Here is a 23,485-nt window from a genome sequence, read left to right as displayed (position 1 = left end):
CGCGAACAAGGCACTCATTCGTCATCCTCTATCTTGCGAGCCTTCCAGTAATGAGACCTTTGGGAGAAGTCCCATGCGATTGCAATCAGTCGGACCAAACGCGCTTTGCAGCGCTCCTTAAGGAACGCGCTGTGAGGACCAATTGGCCAATAGACGACTTGTACGCGATGGATTCCCAAAGGACTCTGGACGCACCCTCGGATTGAACCATTCGAACACCGCCGGTATAGGACGCCTATTTCGCAGGGACGAGCAAAGGTGGATGTGTGGCCGCCTTCAGCGTTGGTGTAGGCAACAAGCCGCATTCGGCGAGACGCCCGTACATTCTCGCAAAGTAGCTGCGGTCGAGTACTGGATATGGCTGTCCGAGTCGTTCGCGGAAGCGTCTGGAATTGTCTACGCCGAACCGCGGCCAATCGCGATTATCGACCTTCAGTTTGTCAATCATATCTGTCAGAGGTAGGAGGACATTGTCGCTCCCCGATTCGCGCTTTCGAACGAAGGCCGCGTACCACACGTCCCACGAAACGAGCGGCGCTTCATACCCGAACTCATCAAAATGGCCGAACATATCTTCCCATTCTAGCACTTCGGGATGGACAAGATGAAATGTACGGCCAATCGCATCTTCTTGCAGCGAGAACATCACCAGCATCCGAGCCACATCGTCTACGGTGCCGACCGGATAAGCTGCGCGCCGGCGCGGGGCTAAGCCGAGATCGATGCACCCCTGGGCAAACTTGGTGAAGAAGTCCTCCGGATTGCAAATCCCGGTATGCTGATGGCAGAGAACGTTGCCTGGCCGATAGACCACGACGGGTACGCCCCGTTCAGCGGCGAGACGACAGAGGCCTTCGGCGACCCATTTGCTCTCTGTGTAGGACGATGAATGTCCGACCGGAGGTGGAAGCGGATCTTCTTCGCCAACGAACGTTGCGCCGGTTGCAAAGGCTCCCACGTTGACGAACAGCGTCGAAACGTAGTGTACGGTCTTGAGACGATGACGAGTCGCCAAGCGCAGAACCTCTTCGGTTCCGAGGACGTTTGCGGTCTTCAAGACCGAATAGGGCCGAACGAAATTTACGCGTGCTCCGCAGTGATATATCGCATCGACACGACCAGCCAGAACCTCGTAGTCGGCGGCCGGCACGCCTAGCCTGGGCTTCTCAAGGTCACCTGGAACGACAACGAGCCGACCAGGCTTCGGAGCTGGCAAACCGTTATTGCTTAATGTCTCCAGCAATCGGTGCTCCCCTTCCACCGGATCGACAGCCCTGACCAAGCAATAGACGGTCGCTTCCGTCTGCTGGAGAAGTTCCGACAACAGGAACGCACCGAGAAATCCAGTGGCACCGGTAAGTAGTACTGCTGATGCTTCTCCCGGCCGGGCCGCGGGAAGGCCGGATGCTCGAATTGTCGGATCCAGAACCACTTCGGCGGAAAGATCGACGGCGGATCGACTCCCTGCTGCGCCAATCAGTGCAGCCAGTTTGCGGATGGTTGGCGAACCGAAGAAATCCGTTATCTTGATGGGCGCGTCGCTTAGTGCGCGAAGATGTGGCAGCATTTGTGCCGCAAGAAGCGAATGGCCGCCGACTGACTCGAAATGATCATCAAGACCGATCTTGTTGCAGCCTAAATGGCTCCGCCAAATCCCCGCGACGGCTCGCTCTCGTTCGGACATCTCCACGTCCGCGATATTGTCCGCCACATCGATCGGATCGACTTCCGGAGAGAATGATCCTTCTGCGGCATAACCTGACTCTTCGCCACTCGATCCGGGGCCGATAGCTTTGCCACGGTTGATCCAATAGCGCTTGCGCTGGAAGGGATAGGTCGGCAGCGATTCGCGCTGTGGCGCGTCAGCCCGGGTCAGGGATTTCAAGTCGATGGTTGCGCCAGACTGCCACAATCGGCCGGCTGCCCCCAGCAAGCTTTCGAAGTCGGTACGCGGATCATTAGGGTGCCGCAACGATGGTATGGCATTCGGGCGTGATTCCGCATGCTGTGCCCCGGCAAGTGTGCAGAGCGTATTGCCTGGTCCAACCTCGAGCAAAACCGTACCCAGCTGAGAAAGGGCTGTGCGAACCATGGATTCGAATTGAACGGGTGATCGAAGTTGTCGGGCCCAATAGCCGGGATCTGTTGCTTCTTCGGGTCTGATCCAATTGCCGGTGAGGCACGAGAGATAGGGAATTGTCGGAGGTGAAAGGTGGTATTCAGCCACGGTCCTTGTGAAACCGTCGAGATAGGGATCAACCAAATAGGAGTGGCTTGCCATTCGCACGGGCAAGACGCGGCACGTGACGCCGCGCTGCGCCAACTTCTCGCTGAGCGCTTCGAGATCGCCGTTGAGTCCAGAGACCAGGCACAATTCAGGGGCGTTTACCGCTCCTAAGGATAGCTTATCGCCAAGGAACGGCTTGATCTCAGATGCGGAAAGAGGAACGCCCATCATACGGCCTTCCGGAATGAGATCGAAAAGGCGCCCCCTCCTCACGCTCAGGCCTAACGCATCGGGTAGCGACAAAACCCCGGCCAAGCATGCGGCAACATACTCGCCGAGGCTATGACCGAGCATGGCGTCGGGCTTGACGCCCCAAGACTGCCAAAGCATGGCAAGGGCGTACTCGACGGTGAAGATAGCCGACAGCACGTGCGGCACTGATTCCCGATCCACCTCGACGCCCGGATAACGAGATGGAAACAGGTAGTGTCGAACGTCCATACCAAGACCCTGCAACACAATGGAGGCGCATAGATCAACCTGCTTCCGAAATTCCGGTTCACTCTCATAAATGTCGAGTGTCATGTCCGGATACTGGGTGCCGACCCCAGGAAACATGAATACGATCCGGGGCTTCGACCCATCGGAAGTGACCGCCTGTGCTGGCTCACGCAAGGCTCGCGCTGCGCTGGCGGCGTCTGCGGCCACGACGAAGCGTCGCGATTGCAGTCTCGACCTCCCCTCTGAGAGGGTGAAGGCCACGCTTGCAAGGTTCTGATCGAGATGCTCATCGATGTGGTTGGCGAGACGCCCCGCCACCACATCGATCGCCTTTTTATTGTGCCCGGATAATACGAGCAATTCGTGCGTTCGGTGCCGCGGGCTAACAACGGCTCTTGGCGGTGCTTCTTCGAGAATAACATGGGCATTCGTGCCGCCCACCGCAAACGCACTGACGGCGGCTCGACGCGGCCCGTCGACAGATTTCCATTCCCGTGGCTCCGTCGGCACATAGAAGGGAGATGTATCGAGCTTGAGTTCGCGGTTCGGCTCTACAAAATTCGCCTGTGGCGGGATACATTTTCGTTCGAGCGCCAACACCGCCCGGATTAGTCCAGCCACCCCGGCCGCGGCATCGAGGTGCCCGATATTGGCCTTTAACGAACCGAGAGCGCAGAAATTCCGGCGTTTCGTACGGAGCCGAAAGGCATCCGTCAATGCCGACACCTCGATGGGATCTCCAAGACGCGTACCGGTTCCGTGCGCCTCCACGTATCCGATTGTGTCTGGATTTACCGCGGCCATGGTGTGTGCCGCGATGATAGCCCGCATCTGCCCTTCTGGGTTAGGTGCTGCGAAGCTGACCTTATTACGTCCGTCATTGTTGATTGCCGCAGCTCGGATTACCGCTCGGATGTTGTCGCCATCAGCGATCGCGTCGCTCAGCCGTTTTAATGCGACAATTGCGCACCCCTCACCCGGAACCGCTCCGTTGGCAGCGGCATCAAATGGCCGGCAACGGCCATCAGGCGAGAACATCGCTCCTTCCGGCGCCAAGTAACCGGCGCTTAACGGCACTCTTATCGTAACGCCCCCTGCCAGCGCGATATCACAATCGTGCGAAAGCAGCGCCTGACATGCCAAATGCGTCGCGACCAGCGATGTCGAGCAAGCCGTCTGGACCGTGATGGCCGGACCTCGAAGATTGAGTTGATAGGCCACCTGTCCCGTGATGAAGTCCTTGTCATTGTAACGCCACGCGTAGTGAACCAGGGGTGACCGTGCGAATTCCTCGTTAGTATAAAGGTTAAAGATATAGCGGTTCATATAGCAGCCGCCATAGACTCCGATCATTCCTTCGAATCGGTGAGGGTCATAACCAGAGTCCTCGAGTGCCTCCCAAGCGCATTCCAGGAAGATCCGATGTTGCGGATCAAGCATCGTTGCCTCGCTCCGGCTGATGCCAAAGAATTCCGCGTCGAATTGATCGGCGTCGGTGAGCACCGCCGCGGCTGGAACATAGGCCGGGTCACCATAAAGCTGGCGTGGCACTCCGGCACCATCCAATTGAGCCGGATTGAACCATGTTACCGATTCAATCTTCCGGACAATATTGTGCCAGATCTCGTCGGTCGTCCGTGCTCCGGGGACACGCACTGTCATGCCGACGATTGCAATCGCCTCTATATCCTCGTAGCTCATGCTGACGCTCCTGTTGTACTGATCCGCTTTCGCCGGCTGCGTGAGGCAGCGAGGCGGCGCTCCGCCGCCTCCGCAGCGCGAGACGCGGAACTGTTGTTGTCCTCTTGTGGTTGCGCACGCGCCGCGAATGCGGTGGCGAGTGTGGCGACCGTCGGATGGCGGAATAGATCCACGAGAGAGACATCTCCAACGCGGTCGATTAGAAGACTCCGGGCCCCAACAATCAGTACGGAATTTCCACCAAGGCTAAAGAAATTGTCGTTCCGGCCGACCCTATCGATCTCCAGAACCTCTCGCCAAATCGCTGCGATCCTCTCTTCGAGATCGCTGAGCGGCCCCATATCGCCCTCGTTAGTATTGTGATTCACGACTGGATCTGGGAGCGCCTGCCGATTAATCTTTCCGTTAGGCGTCTGCGGCAGGGCGTCAATCCAGACGAAGTCGGAGGGGACCATGTACTCCGGTAAGGTGCGTGAACAGAAGGTGCGCAATTCAGCAACAGTGGGTGACGCATGCCCGGCAGCAATCTCGCCGTAGGCAACAAGTCGCCGTCCATCGCCGTCTCCACGTACATCACAAACGACACGTTTGACGGCCTCGTGCGCACCGATCGCAGCTTCGATTTCGCCCAGCTCGATGCGTCGGCCTCGCAGCTTGACTTGGTGGTCAACTCTTCCGAGGAACTCCAGGTCCCCGGATGGACGCCATCGGACCAAGTCCCCGGTGTGATAAAGTCGCCCATGACCGTCGACTGAGAAATGGTCTGCCGTGAACCGTTCGCTGGTTAGTTCAGGCCGATCATGGTAACCGTCGGCGACGGCTTCGCCCGCGATCATCAATTGACCCGCCACGCCGATAGGCACTGGCTGCATCGCAGCATCGACGACATAGGTACGATAGCCCGGCAGCGGTCGTCCGATCATTGGCGCCTGATCGGGCGACACAGTGTAAGAAGTTGCCCACACGGTAGCCTCAGTCGGCCCATACATGTTGTGGACTGTGCCACCAACGGCTTTGGCAAGGGCAGAAGCCAAATCCGGCGGCAGTGCTTCGCCGCCGACCAGGAGTCGTTGCAGACGCCGCATCTGATCGCCCGATCCACGCTCCGCTAAGAGCATGCTGGCGAGGGTTGGCGTGCACTGGAGATGGCTGACATCATGACGTCGCATGTCGTCGATGATGCTGCTGCCACCTTGGTACGTCGTCTCGTCTGCCCCCCGCTTGTTCAGATACAATTCTCGAGCTGAGACCAAGTGTGGCAAGGCCTCTAGGACGAGACTGTCGTCGATGCCGAAATCAATCAGGCACCCAACTTCGTCGACACCGATCTCAGACAGCTTTGCCACGGTCGTCGCGACGTCGCCGATCGAGCCGAGGAGTCCGTATTCTGCGAAGAATCGCTCGAACCCAAGGTCGAGCAAGCCTTCCAGTTCTTGTTCTGGGAGATCTCGTATATTGACCCCATGGGCGACGCCTAAACCCGCCATAAGATCATATGAAGAGCGGATGTAATCTTTGAGGGGTTGGCGAACCAAGTTCTTCACTAGGTGCACGTTATTGCCCACGAAGGTGTGCACCATCAGAGTGACATGTCCCCGCCCCGGCCGTCCGCTCCGGTTCCATGCATCTCGATAGATTGCAATTTTATCGGCAAGTTCGCTGAGACTCTGACCGATTAAGTGGGTGAGAACTCCAGCGCCGGCTTCACCTGCCGCGACAAACGTTTCTGGATGACGCGAGCTCGTCAACCAGATTGGCAATTCCCCCTGGACCGGTCGCGGATAGACAGAGACGTCGATCTCCTTCCCAACACCGTTCCGCCGACGTACCGTGTCGCCGTTCCATAGCTTTCGAACCTCTTCAATCCCCCGAAGCATCTCCTGCTTTCGGCCTTCGTACCGATCGCTAGCGAGTACGAAATCATCGGGCTGCCAGCCCGACGCAAACGCTATTCCAATGCGGCCGCCGGATAGATTATCCACGAGCGCCCATTCTTCGGCGACCCGTAATGGATCGTGGAGAGGTAGCACGACACTTCCCGCACGAATGCTGATCCGTTGAGTTGTGGCTGCCAGCGCCGCCGAAAGGACGGACGGATTCGGATAAAGTCCACCGAAGGCGTGGAAATGTCGTTCTGGAGTCCATATGGCGGTGAAGCCATTTTGGTCGGCGAATTTGGCGGCGTCGAACAACAGCTGATACCGCTCGGCTTTCCTATCACTGTCGGACGCGGCGTTGCCGAAGAAGAAAAGACTGAACTCCATCGGTCGCTCCGACGCGGAAGCCGGACGTGCAGGCAACGGTGTCGAGGGGGTCGTTTCTTGGAGCTTCTGATCGGCTCTGATCACCACTCGAAAGCCCTTCGTCAAGGTCCAAAATATCTCCAGCACTGATATGTCAAACGAGATACTTGTAACCGCGAGCCAGGTGCCTGGCGCGTCGGCGCCGAATTGGGCATCCATTGCGGTGAGGAATGTCGCGAGGTTTCCTTGTGTGACGCGAACGCCTTTTGGTCGCCCTGTCGAACCGGAGGTGTAGATCAGATAGGCGAGGCGTGCCGAATCCGCCTTGACAGGCGTTAGCTGGGCGCCTGAGTTCATGACCGTATCGACCGGAACAACGTGGGCTCCTAAGGAACGAGCCGCAGACAGCATTGATATTGTCGAAACGATGATCGCGGCTCCTGAATCCGAAACCATAAAAGACAAGCGGTCGATCGGATATTCAGGATCGAGGGGTAGGTACGCCGCGCCAGCCTTTAGAATTCCGAGCAACGCTACGACTGTCTGAACGGAACGTCCCATGTAAACGCCAACCACGGAGTCCGGACCAACACCGAGAGATTGCAGGTGTACTGCCAAGGCGTTCGCGGCCTCATCGAGGTCTCGATATGACATCGTACGCACGGCATCAACAACGGCCGAGGCACTTGGACTGCGCTTGGCTTGGGCTGAAATGCGTTCGTGAACGAGGTGGCGATTCTCCACCTCAACTGTTCCGCAAGCCCATTCTCTGAGGAGAAGGTCACGCTCGGGCGTGGGTAGAATCTCCAGAAGTGCAAGATCAGCTCCTGGGCGATTAACGCCTTCGGTGATCATGGTTACGAAGTGCCCGACGATACGGCTTGCCGTCGCCTCGTCGAATAGAGCCGTCGAATAGGCCAATCGCACAATGAGGGACGAGCCATTATGGATGACGTTCAGTGAGAGATCCCCATGGGCTGCACCGCTGAGGCCCATGGGTCGAAGTCCGCCGCTCGTCGCTTCGTCCTCTGTTAGATCCGTCTGGCCCTGCAAAAATGCGAAGAACACTTGGCAAACTGCACCGTGCGCGGCGTCGGGTTCTGGCCGCAACACCTCGACTAGCGCCGCGAACGGCATTCGGTATTCTGCATCACGGGTTAAATCTGTCGTCAATCGATCGACCAACTCGGAAAAGCAACGCGATGTGGAGACGACAGGCCGCACCACGACGACATCCGTGAAGACGCCACCGTTCGATTGAATCAAAGCGCCCGTCTTCCGCGGGAATGACGTGCCAATGGCGATGTCCGCATCGCGATTATATCGCTGTAGAACTAAGGCGAAAGCCGCCAGGCAAATCGCCTGCACGGACGCGTTCTGCTTCCTGCCAAGCGCGGCAACGCTAGCCTCCAATTCAGGAGGAAGGCTGCTTGTGATGCTCGCGTATCCGGTTTTCATTTCTGGCGCGCGATGCCGGTCTTCCGGCAGGTTGACGCACGGGGCCAGATCTGCAAGGCGTTCACGCCAGTAGGTAATCAGTCGGCTCCGTTCTGGTTCAAATACGTGCGGAATATTCCACTCCGCAGAAACGAAAATCTCGTGCCTACCGGCTGGCGTTTTCCAGCCTTGCATTCCGGTCTGCACGAGGGCACTGGATGGTGAGCGCAGCCAAATATGGCCAATCACTCCAGGCTCGACTGGATTGGCGGATTTGTCAGCAACAACTAACAATGAATCGTCTTCAGCCTCGTGAATCGCGACCAACGGGTCGCTGTCCGCCGGGCTGATCGGCAGAAATAGATCCGGTGACTCTCCGAATCCCGTGAGCGCCACAAGCGTGCTGTGGCTTGCCGCGTGAGCAGCCATTGCGGCAGAATGCGCAGGGTTCAGCCCTGTTCCATGGATTATTAGCCCGTCGATGGCTCTCAGTAGATTTGGTATTGCGGCCAACAGGGCATCCGCCGTAGCCGGTGTCAGAAAGATGGACATGCTCCCATGCTCATCCGCCTCGGAAGACAGCGTCTTGACGAGTGCCGCTAAAGACTCGCTCGCGGAAGGCATTAAATGGATGACAGAGCTCAAAAGTAATCCGGCCCAGAGCTCCGGCAGGAACTCCTTTGAGTGAGTATCCGAGAACAGCGCAATTCGCGTCGGATGGAAGCGACGTTGCTTCAAACCGTCCACAAAGGTCACAATTGGATGCTGGGGAACCATCGCCTTGTTCGACCCAACCGCCTGAGGCTTGTCGGACTTTGGTGGCGCGGGTTCAATGTGATGGGCACCATTCAATCGATCGATGACGTCCCAATCGTCTATGCAGATGGCCGGCGAAGATGGAAAACTCGCCAGTAGGGTACGTTCTGTAAGAACGATCTTACCGGATGTCGCCGCAACAAGGTCGAACCGCCACATCGACGGCGACAAAACTGAGCAGCTCCGCCCTGACAAGGCTGCGGCGATGATCGCAACCACGAGATGAGAGCCTCGACGAGCCACAATGGCAATTTCCTGTCCGTTCTGGGCAAGCGCCAAGACTCGACCAGCAATTGCGCTGGCTCGCTCGTTAAGCTCGCGGTTCGTAAGGGCGATGTCTCCGCATCTGAGTGCGATCGCTTCAGGGCGCTCCGCGATGCGCCTCAACCATAAGGATGCCAATGTCGGCCCGGGCGACCCATCCCACGAAGCCGAAAACGGCTTCGGCAACTCTGATCTCCCATCATGCGGGCGCGCTGGTCCGGCAATAGCGCAATCAACTCCGGCCGGTTGCGAGTGGTCTGTCATGTCAGCCTCACAACGCCTTGCGGTGAGGAAGAAACGTCCACGAGGCCGAGCAATCGTCGGGGCCTGCAGGCGACAGTACGAGGGACGACTCGGAGCCGAAGTCAAAGCGGCGGCCAGGGACGGGTCTGGCCATCTTTATCTTCAGCTCCACGGTCCCTTCTCGTGGAGATTCATCCGCGAGAAAGATAAATTCGGCATCTGTTCCACGCACTCGGATGCCGGAATCCATGGCTGACACGTCATATCCCAAGGTCGAGAGGACTGCTGACGCCCGTTCAATTCGACCGGGACGCAGTCGGACGGTCACCAGTGAAATGTCTTCCATAAGGTGGTCAGCCGTATGCAACCGTCCAAGGGCCGCGTTGAAACGTTCCGATCGATCCTGCCGGCCACCGGGACCGACCTTCGCACCGATTTCTGCCAAGAAGCCGGGTTGCATTTCATGCAGGAACAATGCGATCGGGCTGATCCCGCCCAATTCAGGTCTGGTGAATTCATACCAAGGGCTTCGGTCACGACCACCATCAGCCCGTGGCGTAACCCGCTCCACAATTTCGCTGCTGAACGGAAGCCCGGCCGAATGAAGTGCTCGATGAGCCTCCTTCATTTCGCCGGGGTGGTCGAAGCTGAGTACAATGCCTGCACAATGCTCAATAAACGTATCGTTGCCGCCGAATCTGTCGTGGAATATCTCCACAACAGTGTTTTTGCCGTAGGCTCGCGTTGCGGTGTAAGACGATAGCAGTGAGCTCTCCGAAGAGCGTGTTGCAAATCGACTAAACTGTTCACCGCGAAGGAACTCGCATTCGTTGATGAGTTTCAACGCTTCGGCGCCGACCGTCAGAAAGACGTGGTCCAAATGCGGAGGGGTTGCAAATGCCACGTCACGGCCGTCGATCTCATTGTTGCTATATTGAGTCATTGCGTGGTTACCATTCCCTTCAGGAGGCCGTTGCTTCGCGTCGGATTTATTACCTATCTCTGTCGACCGGAACGCGCGTGACGTCGTCACGCGAGGTGGCACATGTGCGCCTCAAGTCCATCAAATGTTGGCACAATGACAAAGCCAGTTGGCGCCGTTAGTGCGCAAAAGATGCGAACCGGCGGTCCGTTCCCAAGGTCAATTGTGTGAACTGGCATTCGTGCATAGTTTGTTGAGACAACGTCAGTTTGATTATTGAAAATATAGGAATCCGGAGCGCTCAACTCGATCCGGTCGCTCCGGATGTGAAGAGTCGAAGATAAGTAGTCTGGATTTCGCACGCTGTTCACAGCCTCATGTATTCTTCTCGCCGTGTCACGCGCCGCTGATGGCGAGTCGATCACGTCTGCAACGGGAACGATTGACTCCAGAAACGCATTACCAATGAACGTGCGAGGAATATTTGGATGTACATTCCGCACATTCACCGGCACGCGAAGGCGGAGCGCCGTAGCGCCGCCCAGAAGTTTCGGGCCGTAACGATGAAACAGAAATGCCGTCAGCGCTTCGTTGAGAGTTGGCACGAACTGACCTGTCGCAAGCTCGCCGCGCAGCGAATCCAGAAACTCCCGACCAAAAGCGATTACGCTGAACGCGCGCCTGACGCGGAAGTCTTGTTGTCCATATGCGGCCTGCGACTCCGATGCATTAGAATGGACTATTTTGTTTAGCTGCTCCTCTGGGGATAGACGAGACGGAGGTGCGGCTGCCAATTGTTCAAGCAAATACGACATAAATAGATAGAACGAATAGCCATCGCCGACCGCGTGCGACATGCTCAATCCAATCACAGATCCGCCGTTCACGGGGGTCAGAGTAGCGGTGAAGACCGGATCTCCTGGCGCTAGATCTAAGCCAGTGACGAAGAGCGAAAGGTGATTCGCAGCATCTGAATCGGGATTCCAGGTCACCGGCGATCGTACGATCAGACGTTGCGGACTCTGTAGCGGTAGCAACTCGGACGATCCGCGCTGCGATCGAGCGAGTGCGGTCGCAAACTGCGGAAATCGTTCGAACGCCCGACTGAGTGCGAAGTTGAACCGCTCGATGTCGGGAACGTATCTGTAGCTGAGCACACGAATGACCGACGGCGCCAGGCCGAACGACTGGTCATAGGCAGAGAGCGGGATCGGAGCCGATTGTCTGATCATCGCTGCTTTCCTCAATATGCAGTCGCTTCGATTGCGCGCCGACGTCGTGCCGAGTGAGCACCCGTTTGCCCGCGGGAAGCGTTCCCCCGATTTGACGACAAGCAGCACTGCTCCATGAATTCATTTCGATCACAGGATGATTTGCGCATGCAACTATCAACCTAGGTAGGTGCGGCGAAGATCATTCGAATGGACCTGCACCTTACGAGATTGGTAGACTAGCGGCTGAGCAGTTGCTCAGATTCGAGGCTTGACTGGTTCGATCAGACGGGTCGGGAGGGAGGCCGGTGTTTGGCCCAACAGCGCACAGCTCGCGTTCGGCAGCATTGCTGCTCATGCTCCGCCGAGGGGCAATGCTCGAAGCATTTGAACACCTCACAGCGCTTGAGGCTTTAGTCGATTGCCTCGGCGATCTAGGTCTTGCCGGACGTCTCGGCGCGGCGTTCGTGGAGGGAAGCTTCAAGCTCTTCGACCAGCGAGCAGCTGCGCTCGTTGCGCAAGCCCTGCGCTGGTGGGCCGGCAGGGTGTTGATCTCGCGCTCGACCGCGTACAACGCATCGATCTTCGCGATCACTTCGGTTGTGATCGGCGCGTGCTTTCAGCTGCGCAATCTCGAAGAACTTGCGCCTTGCATGCGCCCAGCAGCCGACCTCGATGATCGAACCGGCTTGCGCGAGGCCTTGGAGAGGCGGCTAAAAGCCGGCATAGGCATCCGACCGCATTACCCGGCATACCCGGCACTATGCCGTCGGGACGTGCACCGGTGCGGTCGGGTGGGTAGACGAATGACACTACTGGCGGCGCATGCCCGACGAAGGGACGATCGTTGGAAACGTGGGTCCATACCCGACCGCTGCGCGTCTTGCTCGTGGCCAGAACCGGCACCGTGTCGTCGGCATGATGCGCACGCCCGTAAGCACCTCGATCGCCTCCACCACCGGCATCAATGTAGCAGCCGCCGCTCCGATCCAGTCAGCGAGCGTGGAGACGTCCAGCGCCACGCCGCCATTCCATCTCGCGTGGGCGCGCGGGACCGCGGCTGCTGGCGCTTGAGGTCATCGGCACGGAAATTGATGGGAGCCAAATCGAGTATATCGGCGAAGGCATCGGCACAATGGCGACGGGCGTGACTAGCGCCTTCTCCGTAGCAAGCGGATGCCTGACGGCATTCTGGATATGGACGCTGTTTCATATCGAGAAGAGGCGGCTCTGGCGAGTTGAGCTTCGCAGGTCCGTCGCCCCCCACCAGCGTCGCAGCACCAACCTGGGCAGCGTCTTCCTTCAGTGTTTCAGCCTGGCGAACCCACCTGACAGGGTTGCAAGGATGAATATCGGCGTCGTTCGCGTGACCGGCCATCCCGGATTGGATGGAAACATGCTTAGCCCCTTCGGGCAGCCGGACTGCCGTGGCGGATACACTATCGGTAACATCCCAGGCAGCTGACCGACGCCATAGCGCTGTTGAAGCAGGAATTTGGTCGGCTCGTTCAAAGCAGCAATATTCGAAACCTGCCGTCACACGCGGAAACATTGTGTTGCAGAGGCGCGCTGTTTTTGCGAAGTCTCGTTCATGAGCCCGAATTACGAGTTTGTGTTTCGACGAGCACTTTCGCTGTCTGGCGTTGAACGCCCCCGCGTCTTGGATTACGGCTGCGGGCGCGGCGAGGTGGTGGTCTATGGACGAAACGCAGGCTACGAGTTCTTCGGAGCGGACCTCGATGCCCCGGCATCGGAACGTCCTGAGCACTTCCGCGCGCTCCGCAATGGACGCCTCGATTTCGACGAAGGGTTCTTCGACGTTGTCATATCCAACCAGGTCTTCGAGCATGTGCGAGATCCGGAGCTTGCGGTCTCCGAGATCGCGCGCGTACTAAAGCCCGGAGGGGTATTCCTGGCCTTGTTTCCCGACCGCACGTCGTGGTTCGAGGGACACGTGGGACTCTACTTCGTGCACCACATGCCCGAGTTATTCGCCCATCTCTACATGCGAGCCGCGCATCGGCTTGGCTTCGGCTATTATCGGGAAGGCAAGAGCAGCAAAGAGTGGGCCGACTTCATGCTGTGGCAGCTCAAAACTGACGTTTTCTATTACTCGCCGGGTGAGTTGCGAAGATGGTGGCAATCGGCCTTTGGGTCTCCTCCGGTCCCCGCCGAGGCGGACTTCATGCGGTTCCGCATTCAGTCCGCAGGACGGCGCGGGCTGTCGTTGCTCGCTCGCCTGCCGGCGGCTGCGGAGGTCCTCTCGTTCGTCTGCCGCAAGCGCGCCGGTATTGTCTGGGTAACCCGCAAGACGGACGTCCCAGCCTGATGTCAATCGCCGACTGAACTCGATCATATCGGGCGAGCTTGACGTGCTCGCTACTTCCGGTCGAATGGCCTGACGAAGTCGGAATATGGTCACTTTGCTGAGCCGGCCGCTCGCCTCATGGCCGTTGGGCAGCGAACTGCGCCGGACAGCAACGGCTGTGCAGCTTCCGTGCCGGTGCAGCTAGCCGGAGGCGGCGCTCTCGGCCGAATTCCCCAAGGCCAGATTGCGAAGCCGGAGACTGATCGTAGCTGCACTCGTTGAGCGATTTGCATATCTGATGCGTGTGCTTCGCAGACCGCGAGCGTTGACGGCCTATCTTGAGCGCGCGGAGTAGTTCGGTCTCACCGCGAAGCCAATTTTGCCGGAGAAAACCGACGCCCTTCAATTGCTTTCGACAATTTTCGGTCGCAGTTTAGGATGACTATCGCCTCGCGCGCATCCGGATTGCGCAACCTCAGCGAGCTTTTACCTTGCTCGTGCGGATGATCGTTCGTATGATTCGAATGTGATCGGATCGTGAGAAAAGTTCACTGCCGGCACGAACTCCCTCCCAATGCTCGCGGGACCCGGCCAGTGTTACAGCGACGTAGTTTTCTCGGGCTTCCGTTATTGGCGTTGTGTGCCTCGGCGGACTTCGCCTCGGCGGGCAACTCTCTCGAGATGTCGAGAGTCAGAGTGACGATCGGCGGAAAGGCTTTTCTACAATACGCACCAGTGACGCTTGCAGAGCGCCTTGGCTTCTTCAAGGACGTGGGCCTCGACCCCGAGATTCTTGACGTGAGCGGCGGATCGAAAGCGCTCCAGGCTCTCGTGGCAGGAAGTGCTGAACTCACCGCTGGCGCTTTTGACCACACGATTCAGATGCATGCCAAGGGGCAGAAGATTGTTGGGGTTGTGCTGTTTGGCAGGCATCCGACGTTCGCCCTAGCTCTACGAAAAGAGAAGGCTGCGGAATATCGCGACCCGAGCAGCCTGAGAGGTATGAAGATTGGGGTGACGGCGTTGGGATCCCAAACGCAGTTCATGGTCGAGTACATAGCCCTACGAGCTGGCGTCTCGCCAGCCGACATTTCCTTCGTCAGTGTGGGTGGTGGCACAGGCGCGGTTGCCGCGATCCGCAACGGCGCTGTGGATGCGGTCGTCACGGGAGAGCCGGCACTCACGGCGCTGACAACCGCAGGCGACGTCAAACTGGTCGCGGACACTCGCACCAACGAAGGCACCATCGGCATTTTTGGCGGTCTCTATCCGTCAGGAACGATCTACGCGCGGTCGGACTTCATCGAACGCAACCCAGAGACGCTCCAGGCCTTTGTTCTCGCGATGGTGCGCGCCCTTCAATGGATTGATCGCGCATCCGTCGATGAGATCGCCGATGCACTCCCGGAGGAATGGGCGAAGCCCGATCGAAACATATTCCTTGCCTCCATCCGAGGTACACGAGACATGTTTTCTCCCGATGGCCGGTTCAGCGCCGACAGCGCAGGCATCGCGCTTCAGGTGCTATCGACCGTCGACCCGCAATTGCGTGGCGTGAAGGTCGATCTCGCGGAGACATTTACGAACAGATTCGTCGAAAAGGCTCTCCAGACGCTAGCATCGAAATAGCATCGCATCGTGGAAAGCTCGGGTCGATGAATGCGCTCGCGGCACGGTGGGATCGAGGCTAGGTGGTGGCGCCCCGAGTTCCGCAGCATTCGAACGCTTCTGCTTCCGCCGTCAAGAAAACGGCGCGGAAGACGCGTCCGACAGATGAGCCCAAGCGCCCAAAAGGACGGTCCGCGATCCTTGCAAGACGCCGGCGCGACATACCGCTTCATCATCAGGTCTTCTTGGTCCTGCAGGACGAAATTGCAGAACGCCGCTATGCACCGGGAGAAGTATTGCCCGCGGAGGCGGATCTGGCTGTGCTCTTCGGCGTCTCGCGCGTGACGATCCGGGCAGCTTTGGACACTCTCGATGAGCTCGGATTGATTGAACGCCGCCAGGGCATCGGCACGTTCGTGCGGGAGCTCTCGAAGCCAGAGCCCCTCACCGTTCCGATGATGGACCTCGCTGCCCGAAACAGGGAGATCGTTCGCACAACGCGAGCTCACGTGGTCGAGTTCGAGTTCAAGGTGGCTCCTCGTCACGTTCGCGAGCACTTCCAAGCTCAGCCAAGCGACCTTTTCCAGCGAACAGTTCGCATCCGTTACATGAATGACTGGCCAATCATGCAGGTCACGACCTACATTCCGGAAGCGATCGGACGGCAATTTGGTCCTGAGGACATGGAAGGAGGGTCGCTCTATGCGATTCTGCAGCGCTTCGGCATCACATTTGCATCTGGCGAGCAGATTGTGACGGCAGCTGCAGCCGACCCCGTCGTCGCAGCACGCCTCAATGTCGCGATAGGCGCGCCACTCTTGAAGGTGGTACGCATTCATTTCGACAGTGCCGGACGTCCGATTCAGCACTTCGAGCTGCTGGCTCCACCTGCAACCTACGAGCTTCGCATGCCATTGAAAGACTTTTAGCCTGCCTGCAAACGCGCCAAGTCCCAAGCACGACCTGTCCCAACTGACATTTCGGTGCGCGAAGGGAAGCGCTCTCGATCTCATGGGGCCGCCGCGAGCGGACCGGCCCACACCGGGAGGCATCACAAGACATGAGCCTCTGCACGGCGGCCGAACGACACAGATGACGTCCGAACCAGCTTCTCCTTCATTCCCTCGCTTTCAATCGACGGTCCCGCACTACGTGGCCGGGCGACCAAATTACGCGCCCGCGCTCATCCAAGCCGTGGCAGATCACCTACGTCTGACGAAGGACCACCGATTGATGGATCTTGGCTGTGGACCAGGGTGGCTCGGCATCGCATTTGCGCCGCTGGTCGGCAAGGTCATCGGAATAGATCCGGAGCCTGCCATGCTGGAGGCTGCTCAGGCGATCGCCGACGCGGCGGCCGTTGAGATCGAACTGATTGAAGGCAGCTCGTTCGACCTCAGCCCGCCGCTGGGCCGCTTTCGCGCCGTCGCGATTGGACGCGCCTTTCATTGGATGGATCGCGCCGATACGCTGCGAAAGCTCGACCCATTGATCGAGGAGGACGGCGCAGTCCTGCTGTTCAATGACGTACGTCCCGATGTTCCACAGAACGCCTGGTACAAGCGTTACTCGGACGTCGTCGATCGCTTCACCAACAAGAGTGTCGGTTTCGCACCCGAGCGCCTACGTCACGAACCGATCCTGCTCGAGTCGCGCTTCAGTCAGCTCACCAGAATTGGTGTCATTGAGCAGCGTCTCGTGCCTGTCGCTCGCCTGATCGATCGCGCATTGTCGATGTCGACCTCCTCGCCTGAACAGCTGGGCGCACTCTCAGGTCAGCTGGCGCAGGACTTGACGATGGAGATGTCGCCATTCGCAACCGCCGGCGCCGTCGTAGAAGTCATTGAATCGCAAGTTCTCATTGCGCAACGCCGCTGATGCCGACAAACTTCGCTGCCGAATCGACTTACTTGGCCACACCGACAGCGGCGGGAGCGCCGGCACACGCCGGCCGCCAAGGGACCATCGTGCCGCCCCATGACGGAGACGGCCCGCAGAAAAGACCCTAGCTTAGCTCAGCTCTACACCGGCGACTGAACAAGCGGATTCGATGAGATGCCGCACTGTCCGGGCATCCCAGTCGAGCCTCTCGGGGACGTCCGTCCAGTAGTTCGATAGCACATGTGCAGCATGTCGTGCCTTTACCCCCAGACCGACGACCGTTCTGGCTGGAATCGCCATGATGGCGCGCTCAATCGGGTCAAGCGAGCTCAAGATCGCTTCGATGCGCTCTACGCAGGGCGCGACCACGGCGGTCACCTGCGATTTGGCATCGCAGGTGACGGCAGCTGATTGCGCATCTTGCTGTTGGAGAGTTACGAGTTCCGCGGAGAGCGTTTCAAAGCTGCGGCCAAGAGCAACCAGCACGGCGTCGGGATTGCTTTCGATGGCTTGCTCATCGAGCATCAGACCACCAGGCTCGACGGTTGCCAAAATCCGCAGTGTTTCATCAAGAGACATCACCGAACTCCAGGCCGAAAACGGTCGGTGGAAGGTCGCCGACAGCCGGTCGGTTGCAAGGGATCGACGTGCACCCAGCGGACACCGTCCGCCTCTCCTTCTCGACGTGAGACGATATCGCCCAGTCGTATCAACATCAATACAATATCTGTTTCAGGCCGTAATCAATAGGTCCCAGACTGCCAGAGTCCAGTGACGACTCAACGCGGAGAGCTCACATGGCGAGCGCCGGATAAGGCGTCTTCTTTGACGCCGGCTCATGCCGCGAGATGACCCGACACAGAAAGAGAGGTTGCGCTCGGCTAGCCTGACCCATTCATGTCACGCAAGCTTGCGCTTGGCGAGCTACCGAGATTGGTGGTCCTACGCCGGCGGCGGCGTCACTGGTTCAGGCATCCGTAGTGCGGCCTATTGCTTGGCGAGCCTTCTTCATCATTGCTCGCCTTACGCGAGTAGTCAGATGCCTGCCGACCTCCACTCGGCACTGCGATGGGAGCCCGGGCCGGGCGCGCACATTTGGACGTCGATCCAAAGTCTGGATTCAATCGGTCCGCCATCCAGATTGAACATCGATCCGATCCATCTCTCAGATCGTGCATCGAGACGTCTCACGATCCGCCTCACAACCAGTCTCAAGCTCGCGCGGTCAGAATGCCCCTGCGGCGCGAACGCGCTAATCTCCCATTCATGCAGGTGCCGGTACCAGCTCGGTCACGCGCAATCGCGCTGCGCCCTCCCGTCGCATCCGCATCAGATCATGGAGCGGCGCAATCAAATGTCCCGGTTGAGCAGGTGGCTACGACTATGGTCGCTTGAATTGCGCAATGGCAGAAACAAGGGATGCCGTGCCGCGTTGCCGCGGGCCAAACCACGAATTGCCAAGTTGCGAGGCAACTGGCGTATGGAAAGCGGGCGTTCAAGAGCCGGAAAGCTCGCAAGGTGGTACTCGAACCACGCGCCATGAGAGCTGCATCAACCATCCTTGCGCTGGATCGTCCGGCTATCCGGGGGTGGATGCGACGTTCTCGACGAGCGACGCACCGACAAGCCGAGCTGGTCTGGAGCCAGTCGAACCGCAGGGAAGGATGAGGCGCCTGTAGTGCACCCGCAACCTGTCATTTCGGTGCGGGCGCCGGATGACGGCGTCAACGTCGTCGAAGAGCGGCTTGCCTGTACGAAGCACATGGTCGTAAACGCCACGGACCCATTGGCCGTAATGATAGTCGGGCTGCTCCTCGAGCGGCAATCCCGGCGCATGCTGCTGCCAGGTTCTGCCGAAGCTTTCAAACCCCGAGCCGATGTCAGCGAAGATAAGCCGGCCGTCGACAGGCTCGATGATGACGAAGCGCTGCAGCGAGTGTAGATCGAGGAGGCCCTTCAGTTCGGTATTGTCGCGGCCCTGATCACATTCGAGCCATCGCATGAACAGGACCCCAAGAGGCTCTGCCTCTTTGGCAAGCGCAGTGATGGGCAACTCACGGCTTCTGAACACCGGCGACAGATGCAGGCGGGCTCGCGCGACCTCATCCCCGATATAGGTCATCGCCTGGCCGACCCTCGGGAACATTCGCTCGACAACTTCATCGCCCGTTTTCACAACGATGATTCGCTCCACGGCCCTATCCGCGATGAAATATAGCGCCGAAGCGATGCTGATCCCGCAGGCGGTCCTCGGCCTGAGCCGGATCCGGGCTGATCGGCTGTCGATCATGGTGACAGCGACAAATCCAAGATTGTCGACCACATAGGACGAGAAATCGAAATCCGACACCGGGCATTGCAGGAATCTCCGCAATACAGGGGAATGAGCATCCCAAGCTCGCCCATGATCGTCCAGAAGGATGGTTGTCATCGGATCCACGCCATCTTCAATACGAACGCGGCAGCGCGCCAGCGTCTCTGCCGCCCATTGATGTATCGTCATCAGATCCGCCAAACGGCGGATCCGGATGCCGAACGAAGCAACCAGTTGAACGCATATCGGTCCTCGCCGCTACTACAAGCTTAGGTAGCGGCCGGCCATCGCCCTCTCTCCAGGCACGCGACTTTCCGCGGCGGCGCAAGCGGACACGGCAGGGCCGCGGCCCCCTTGCCTGCTCGCCGGCAGTGCTCGCCCTCGGGCGAGATCGCCTCCGTTGCCCCTCCCCACCGGAACCTATGCACTGCTGTGACTACCAGAGTTAGTAATTGATCCCAGCTTCGCAAAACTGTCAACTAGTGGTTGATGACAGACCCGCACGGGGAAGGGAGACCTTGCATGCTCACGCGACCGCAATCGATCCGTCATACCGCAGATCATCGTCCGGAACTCGTCACTCGCGCCGCAGTGCTCCGCGAGCAGATCTGCTGCAATCGAGATCTGAGCTTTCTGATGGAGGCCCATGATGGGCTCTCAAGCGCCGTCGCCGAGCGCGCCGGCTTCAAGGGCCTATGGGCATCCGGCCTGTCGATCGCCTGCTCTCTCGGCTATCGCGATGCAAGTGAGGCGTCCTGGACCCAGCTCATCGACGTCGTCGAACGCATGGTCGATTCGACTGATCTCCCGGTTCTCGTCGACGGTGACAGCGGCTTCGGCAATTTCAACAATGCGCGCATTCTGGCCCACAAGCTCCGTCAGCGGGGCGCCGCCGGTGTGGCCCTGGAAGACAAGCAGTTTCCGAAGATGAACTCGTTCGTCGGCGATCGTCATCCGCTCGCCGCTGCCGGCGAATTCTCCGGGCGTCTGCGCGCCGTGAAGGATGCGGTTGGAGACGAACTCGTCCTCGTCGCCCGCATCGAGGCCTTGATCGCCGGCCACGGCATGGACGAGGCCCTTCACCGCGCTCACGCCTATGCGGACGCCGGAGCGGACGCCATTCTCATCCATTCCCGGAAGAGCACGGCGGACGAGATCTTCGCCTTCGCCAATGGTTGGCAGAACCGCCTCCCTGTCGTGATCGTCCCAACGAAATACTATCGGACTCCCGCGTCCGCTTTTCGTGCTGCCGGCATCTCGACCGTGATCTGGGCCAATCATTCGATGCGCGCCGCGACAAGCGCGATGCGCAATGTCTGCGAGCGCATCATCACCGAGCAGAGCATCGCGGGGATCGAGGCTGAGGTCGCGACCCTCGAGGATGTCTTCTCGCTGTTTCACTACGACGAGCTGGCGCGCGCCGAGGCCCGATACCTGCCCGTGAATGCCGCGCCAGGCCAGCCAGACTAGCCGAACAACTCATGCCGTTCTCGTAAAGGATCAGACCCATGACCCCGACTGCACTCGCATCTCGCATCGACACGCCGACCGATGTCTCACAGGTCGACCGCCCCGACATTGCCAAGGTCATCAAGTGGCGGGACAGCTCATACGCCGCCGACCTCTACATTGCAGCGGTGTCCTGGCTCGACCTGTTCACCTATCTAGACGGTCATCCCGTCTCTGAAGACGAACTGCGGGAGCATTTCTCGCTTCGTGACCGGCCGACACGTACAATGATCAGGCTCTTCGAATCCTGGGGCCTGATTGCCCGCGAGGGCGGAAAACTTCACGCCACCATCGAAGCCGTCCGATATCTCAGCAGCCGATCCGACGAGAATGTCGCCTCCTACATCGCCACAATGAAGTACAAGTCGTCGGTTCGCGAGCTGTACGACGTCCTGCGGAACGACGGCTCCGACACCTGGCATGTCGCGCGCGGCGACACGACCAGCTGGGACGATCTGATGCAGACGGATGAGTTCGCGGACCTCAACACGCGCGGCATGGAGGAGCGCGGCCGGATCTTTGCCCCGCATCTCGCTACCCTGCTCGATTGCAGCGGCGATACGTCCATGCTCGACATCGGCGGCGGCTCCGGCGTCTATTCCGCTCATCTGCTGATGCGATATCCTCGGCTATCCGCGACCATCTTCGAGCGCCCCCCGGTCGACGAGCTCGCGCGATCCTGTCTGATCGCACGGGGTCTCTATCCCGACCGCGTCCGTATCGTCGCTGGCGACATGTTTGTCGACCCGCTGCCACGCGATGCAAGCCTTCATCTCTATTCCCACGTTCTTCACAATTGGGGACCCGAGAAGGTCCGCCTGCTGATGCGCAAGTCCCACGGCAGCCTCCAGCCCGGTGGCCGCATTGCTGTCTACAGCTGCCATCCCGACGATCGCGGCGGGCGTCCGGCCCCGGCCGCCGAAGCTGAATATTCGGTGCTCCTGACCACGGGCTACGAAGGCTGCTGCTACAGCTTTGAAGACATGCGCGGGATGCTCGAACAGGCCGGATTCGGGCAGGTCGAGTACCACAGATCGCTCTGCAATCGCAGCCTGATCGTGGCGAAGAAACTCAGTTGAGGTCACAGGACGTCGATTCATTGGGGGCGGCAGAGCCGCTCCCAATGCCCTTGTGCAGGAGCAAAAAGACATGTCCGTGCCGACGAGCGTTCTTCTATCGAGATTGAGTGCAGCACGCTACACCTTCTTCTCGGGCGTTCCGTGCTCGCACTTCGCTGACCTGTTTGAGAGGGCGACCGAAAGCAGCGCGTTGACCGACGTACCCGCGGCCAACGAGGGCAGCGCGGTGGCGCTCGCCGCCGGCGCCGCGCTGTCTGGACAGCGCGCCGTTGTCGCGCTGCAAAACTCCGGTCTTGGTCACGTCGTCAATCCACTCACCTCGTTGTTGATGGTCAACAGGATCCCGGTCCTGTTGCTGATCTCGGTGCGAGGCCATCCCGACGAGAGCGCAGATGAGCCGCAGCACATCTTCATGGGTGCCGCGACCAAGGCGATCCTTGATCAGCTCGCCATCGACTGGGACGAGTTCGACGGAACGACGGGCGGACTGGATCGGCTTCTCGTCCGCGCCGCTGAAGCACATCGGCAGGAGGCACCTTTTGCTGTTCTGTTGCGAAAGGGCCAGCTCACGCCGAGCGCCGCAGGGGCGCCCCCTGACGCACCGCTCGATTACCCGCTCAGCGCGGGAGAGGCGATCGAACTGATCTGCGAGCGGCTCGATCCGACCACGTCGATCGTCTCGACGACCGGATTCATCACGAGAGAGCTCTTCCGGGTCAACGATCGTCCCGAGAATTTCTACATGCAGGGCTCGCTCGGGCACTGCAGCGCATTGGCGGCAGGCCTCGCCATCGCCATGCCCAACCGTCCCGTGCTCGCACTGGATGGCGACGGCGGCGCGCTGATGCACATGGGAGTCATGTCCACGATTGGCCACACCCAACCCCAGAACCTCATCCACGTCGTGCTCGACAATGAAAGCTACGCATCCACCGGTGGCCAGGCCTCGACGTCACGAAGCTCGTCCCTGGATCTTGTCGCATCCGCCTGCGGCTATCGCTCGTCGGTGCGTTGTGCTGAAGCCGGGGATATCCTGAAAGCAATGGAGCACTTTGCGACGACGCGGGGCCCGCATTTCCTGCTTTGCAAGATCAATCGTTCCCATCCCGCAACGCTTCCGCGCGTGACCACCCGCCATACGCCTGTCGGGAACAAGCGCCGATTCCAGGACGCCATGGGGCGCCATGTTCTTGAACCTTCAGCTGCCGGCTAAAGGGAAAC

The 23,485-nt window shown here is 59.2% G+C and carries 15 protein-coding genes; 7 read left to right on the top strand and 8 right to left on the bottom strand.

Features of this window, described 5'->3' with window-relative positions:
* Positions 1–235: 235 nt before the first annotated feature.
* The 6 genes from ACQR1H_RS22595 to ACQR1H_RS22570 all read right to left on the bottom strand — a co-directional run bounded on the left by ACQR1H_RS22595 (position 236) and on the right by ACQR1H_RS22570 (position 12,471).
* Positions 236–4,429, bottom strand: coding sequence for a type I polyketide synthase (locus ACQR1H_RS22595; protein WP_434899830.1), 4,194 nt, complete (start codon positions 4,427–4,429; stop codon positions 236–238).
* Entirely contained in the window at positions 4,426–9,375 is a 4,950-nt protein-coding gene (locus tag ACQR1H_RS22590; RefSeq protein WP_434908193.1) for a MupA/Atu3671 family FMN-dependent luciferase-like monooxygenase, read from the bottom strand. The genes ACQR1H_RS22595 and ACQR1H_RS22590 overlap by 4 nt, the downstream gene beginning before the upstream one ends.
* An 85-nt stretch (positions 9,376–9,460) precedes the next feature.
* A complete protein-coding gene (locus ACQR1H_RS22585; protein WP_434899828.1) occupies positions 9,461–10,375 on the bottom strand; it encodes a DUF5829 family protein in 915 nt (304 codons plus the stop codon).
* 86 nt (positions 10,376–10,461) lie between these two features.
* Entirely contained in the window at positions 10,462–11,586 is a 1,125-nt protein-coding gene (locus tag ACQR1H_RS22580) for an acyltransferase (RefSeq protein WP_434899827.1), read from the bottom strand.
* A gap of 413 nt (positions 11,587–11,999) precedes the next feature.
* Positions 12,000–12,242: an IS66 family transposase gene (locus ACQR1H_RS22575; RefSeq protein WP_434899869.1), complete on the bottom strand. Its 243-nt coding sequence runs from the start codon at positions 12,240–12,242 to the stop codon at positions 12,000–12,002.
* Entirely contained in the window at positions 12,157–12,471 is a 315-nt protein-coding gene (locus ACQR1H_RS22570; protein ID WP_434899826.1) for a hypothetical protein, read from the bottom strand. The genes ACQR1H_RS22575 and ACQR1H_RS22570 overlap by 86 nt, the downstream gene beginning before the upstream one ends.
* Before the next feature lie 685 nt (positions 12,472–13,156).
* Here ACQR1H_RS22570 and ACQR1H_RS22565 point away from each other — a divergent pair.
* The 4 genes from ACQR1H_RS22565 (at position 13,157) to ACQR1H_RS22550 (ending at position 17,359) form a co-directional block, all read left to right on the top strand.
* On the top strand, positions 13,157–13,894 hold the full coding sequence (locus tag ACQR1H_RS22565) for a class I SAM-dependent methyltransferase (RefSeq protein ID WP_434899825.1): 738 nt from the start codon (positions 13,157–13,159) through the stop codon (positions 13,892–13,894).
* A gap of 675 nt (positions 13,895–14,569) precedes the next feature.
* A complete protein-coding gene (locus ACQR1H_RS22560; protein ID WP_434899824.1) occupies positions 14,570–15,502 on the top strand; it encodes an ABC transporter substrate-binding protein in 933 nt (310 codons plus the stop codon).
* A 224-nt stretch (positions 15,503–15,726) separates the two neighbouring features.
* Positions 15,727–16,410 (top strand): GntR family transcriptional regulator, encoded by a 684-nt coding sequence (locus ACQR1H_RS22555; RefSeq protein ID WP_434899823.1) that lies wholly within the window; start codon positions 15,727–15,729, stop codon positions 16,408–16,410.
* A gap of 163 nt (positions 16,411–16,573) precedes the next feature.
* Positions 16,574–17,359 (top strand): class I SAM-dependent methyltransferase, encoded by a 786-nt coding sequence (locus ACQR1H_RS22550; protein WP_434899822.1) that lies wholly within the window; start codon positions 16,574–16,576, stop codon positions 17,357–17,359.
* Between the two features lie 132 nt (positions 17,360–17,491).
* Here ACQR1H_RS22550 and ACQR1H_RS22545 read toward each other — a convergent pair whose 3' ends face one another.
* Complete coding sequence (locus ACQR1H_RS22545; protein WP_434899821.1) at positions 17,492–17,941, bottom strand: hypothetical protein; 450 nt, start codon at positions 17,939–17,941, stop codon at positions 17,492–17,494.
* 1,000 nt (positions 17,942–18,941) lie between these two features.
* Complete coding sequence (locus ACQR1H_RS22540) at positions 18,942–19,877, bottom strand: hypothetical protein (RefSeq protein WP_434899820.1); 936 nt, start codon at positions 19,875–19,877, stop codon at positions 18,942–18,944.
* A 390-nt stretch (positions 19,878–20,267) separates the two neighbouring features.
* Between ACQR1H_RS22540 and aepX the strand changes: the two genes are divergently transcribed.
* The 3 genes from aepX to aepY all read left to right on the top strand — a co-directional run bounded on the left by aepX (position 20,268) and on the right by aepY (position 23,477).
* Entirely contained in the window at positions 20,268–21,146 is an 879-nt protein-coding gene (aepX, locus tag ACQR1H_RS22535; protein WP_434899868.1) for a phosphoenolpyruvate mutase, read from the top strand.
* 167 nt (positions 21,147–21,313) lie between these two features.
* A complete protein-coding gene (locus ACQR1H_RS22530) occupies positions 21,314–22,264 on the top strand; it encodes a methyltransferase (protein ID WP_434899819.1) in 951 nt (316 codons plus the stop codon).
* Positions 22,265–22,334: 70 nt separating this feature from the next.
* Positions 22,335–23,477, top strand: a complete 1,143-nt coding sequence (gene aepY / locus ACQR1H_RS22525; RefSeq protein WP_434899818.1) for a phosphonopyruvate decarboxylase — start codon at positions 22,335–22,337, stop codon at positions 23,475–23,477.
* Positions 23,478–23,485 lie beyond the last annotated feature (8 nt).

Origin of the sequence: Bradyrhizobium sp. HKCCYLRH2015 (genome assembly GCF_051168215.1) — a bacterium.
In the GTDB taxonomy this organism is placed as follows: Bacteria; Pseudomonadota; Alphaproteobacteria; order Rhizobiales; family Xanthobacteraceae; genus Bradyrhizobium.
The sequence above is the reverse complement of the archived record's forward strand: the minus strand, read 5'-3'. Positions and strand labels throughout refer to the sequence as shown.

Coding starts and splice junctions, on each gene's coding strand:
- aepY (WP_434899818.1), top strand. CDS start 22,335: ATGTCCGTGCCGACGAGCGTTCTTCTATCGAGATTGAGTGCAGCACGC.
- ACQR1H_RS22550 (WP_434899822.1), top strand. CDS start 16,574: ATGACGTCCGAACCAGCTTCTCCTTCATTCCCTCGCTTTCAATCGACG.
- ACQR1H_RS22585 (WP_434899828.1), bottom strand. CDS start 10,375: ATGACTCAATATAGCAACAATGAGATCGACGGCCGTGACGTGGCATTT.
- ACQR1H_RS22565 (WP_434899825.1), top strand. CDS start 13,157: ATGAGCCCGAATTACGAGTTTGTGTTTCGACGAGCACTTTCGCTGTCT.
- ACQR1H_RS22545 (WP_434899821.1), bottom strand. CDS start 17,941: ATGTCTCTTGATGAAACACTGCGGATTTTGGCAACCGTCGAGCCTGGT.
- ACQR1H_RS22580 (WP_434899827.1), bottom strand. CDS start 11,586: ATGATCAGACAATCGGCTCCGATCCCGCTCTCTGCCTATGACCAGTCG.
- ACQR1H_RS22595 (WP_434899830.1), bottom strand. CDS start 4,429: ATGAGCTACGAGGATATAGAGGCGATTGCAATCGTCGGCATGACAGTG.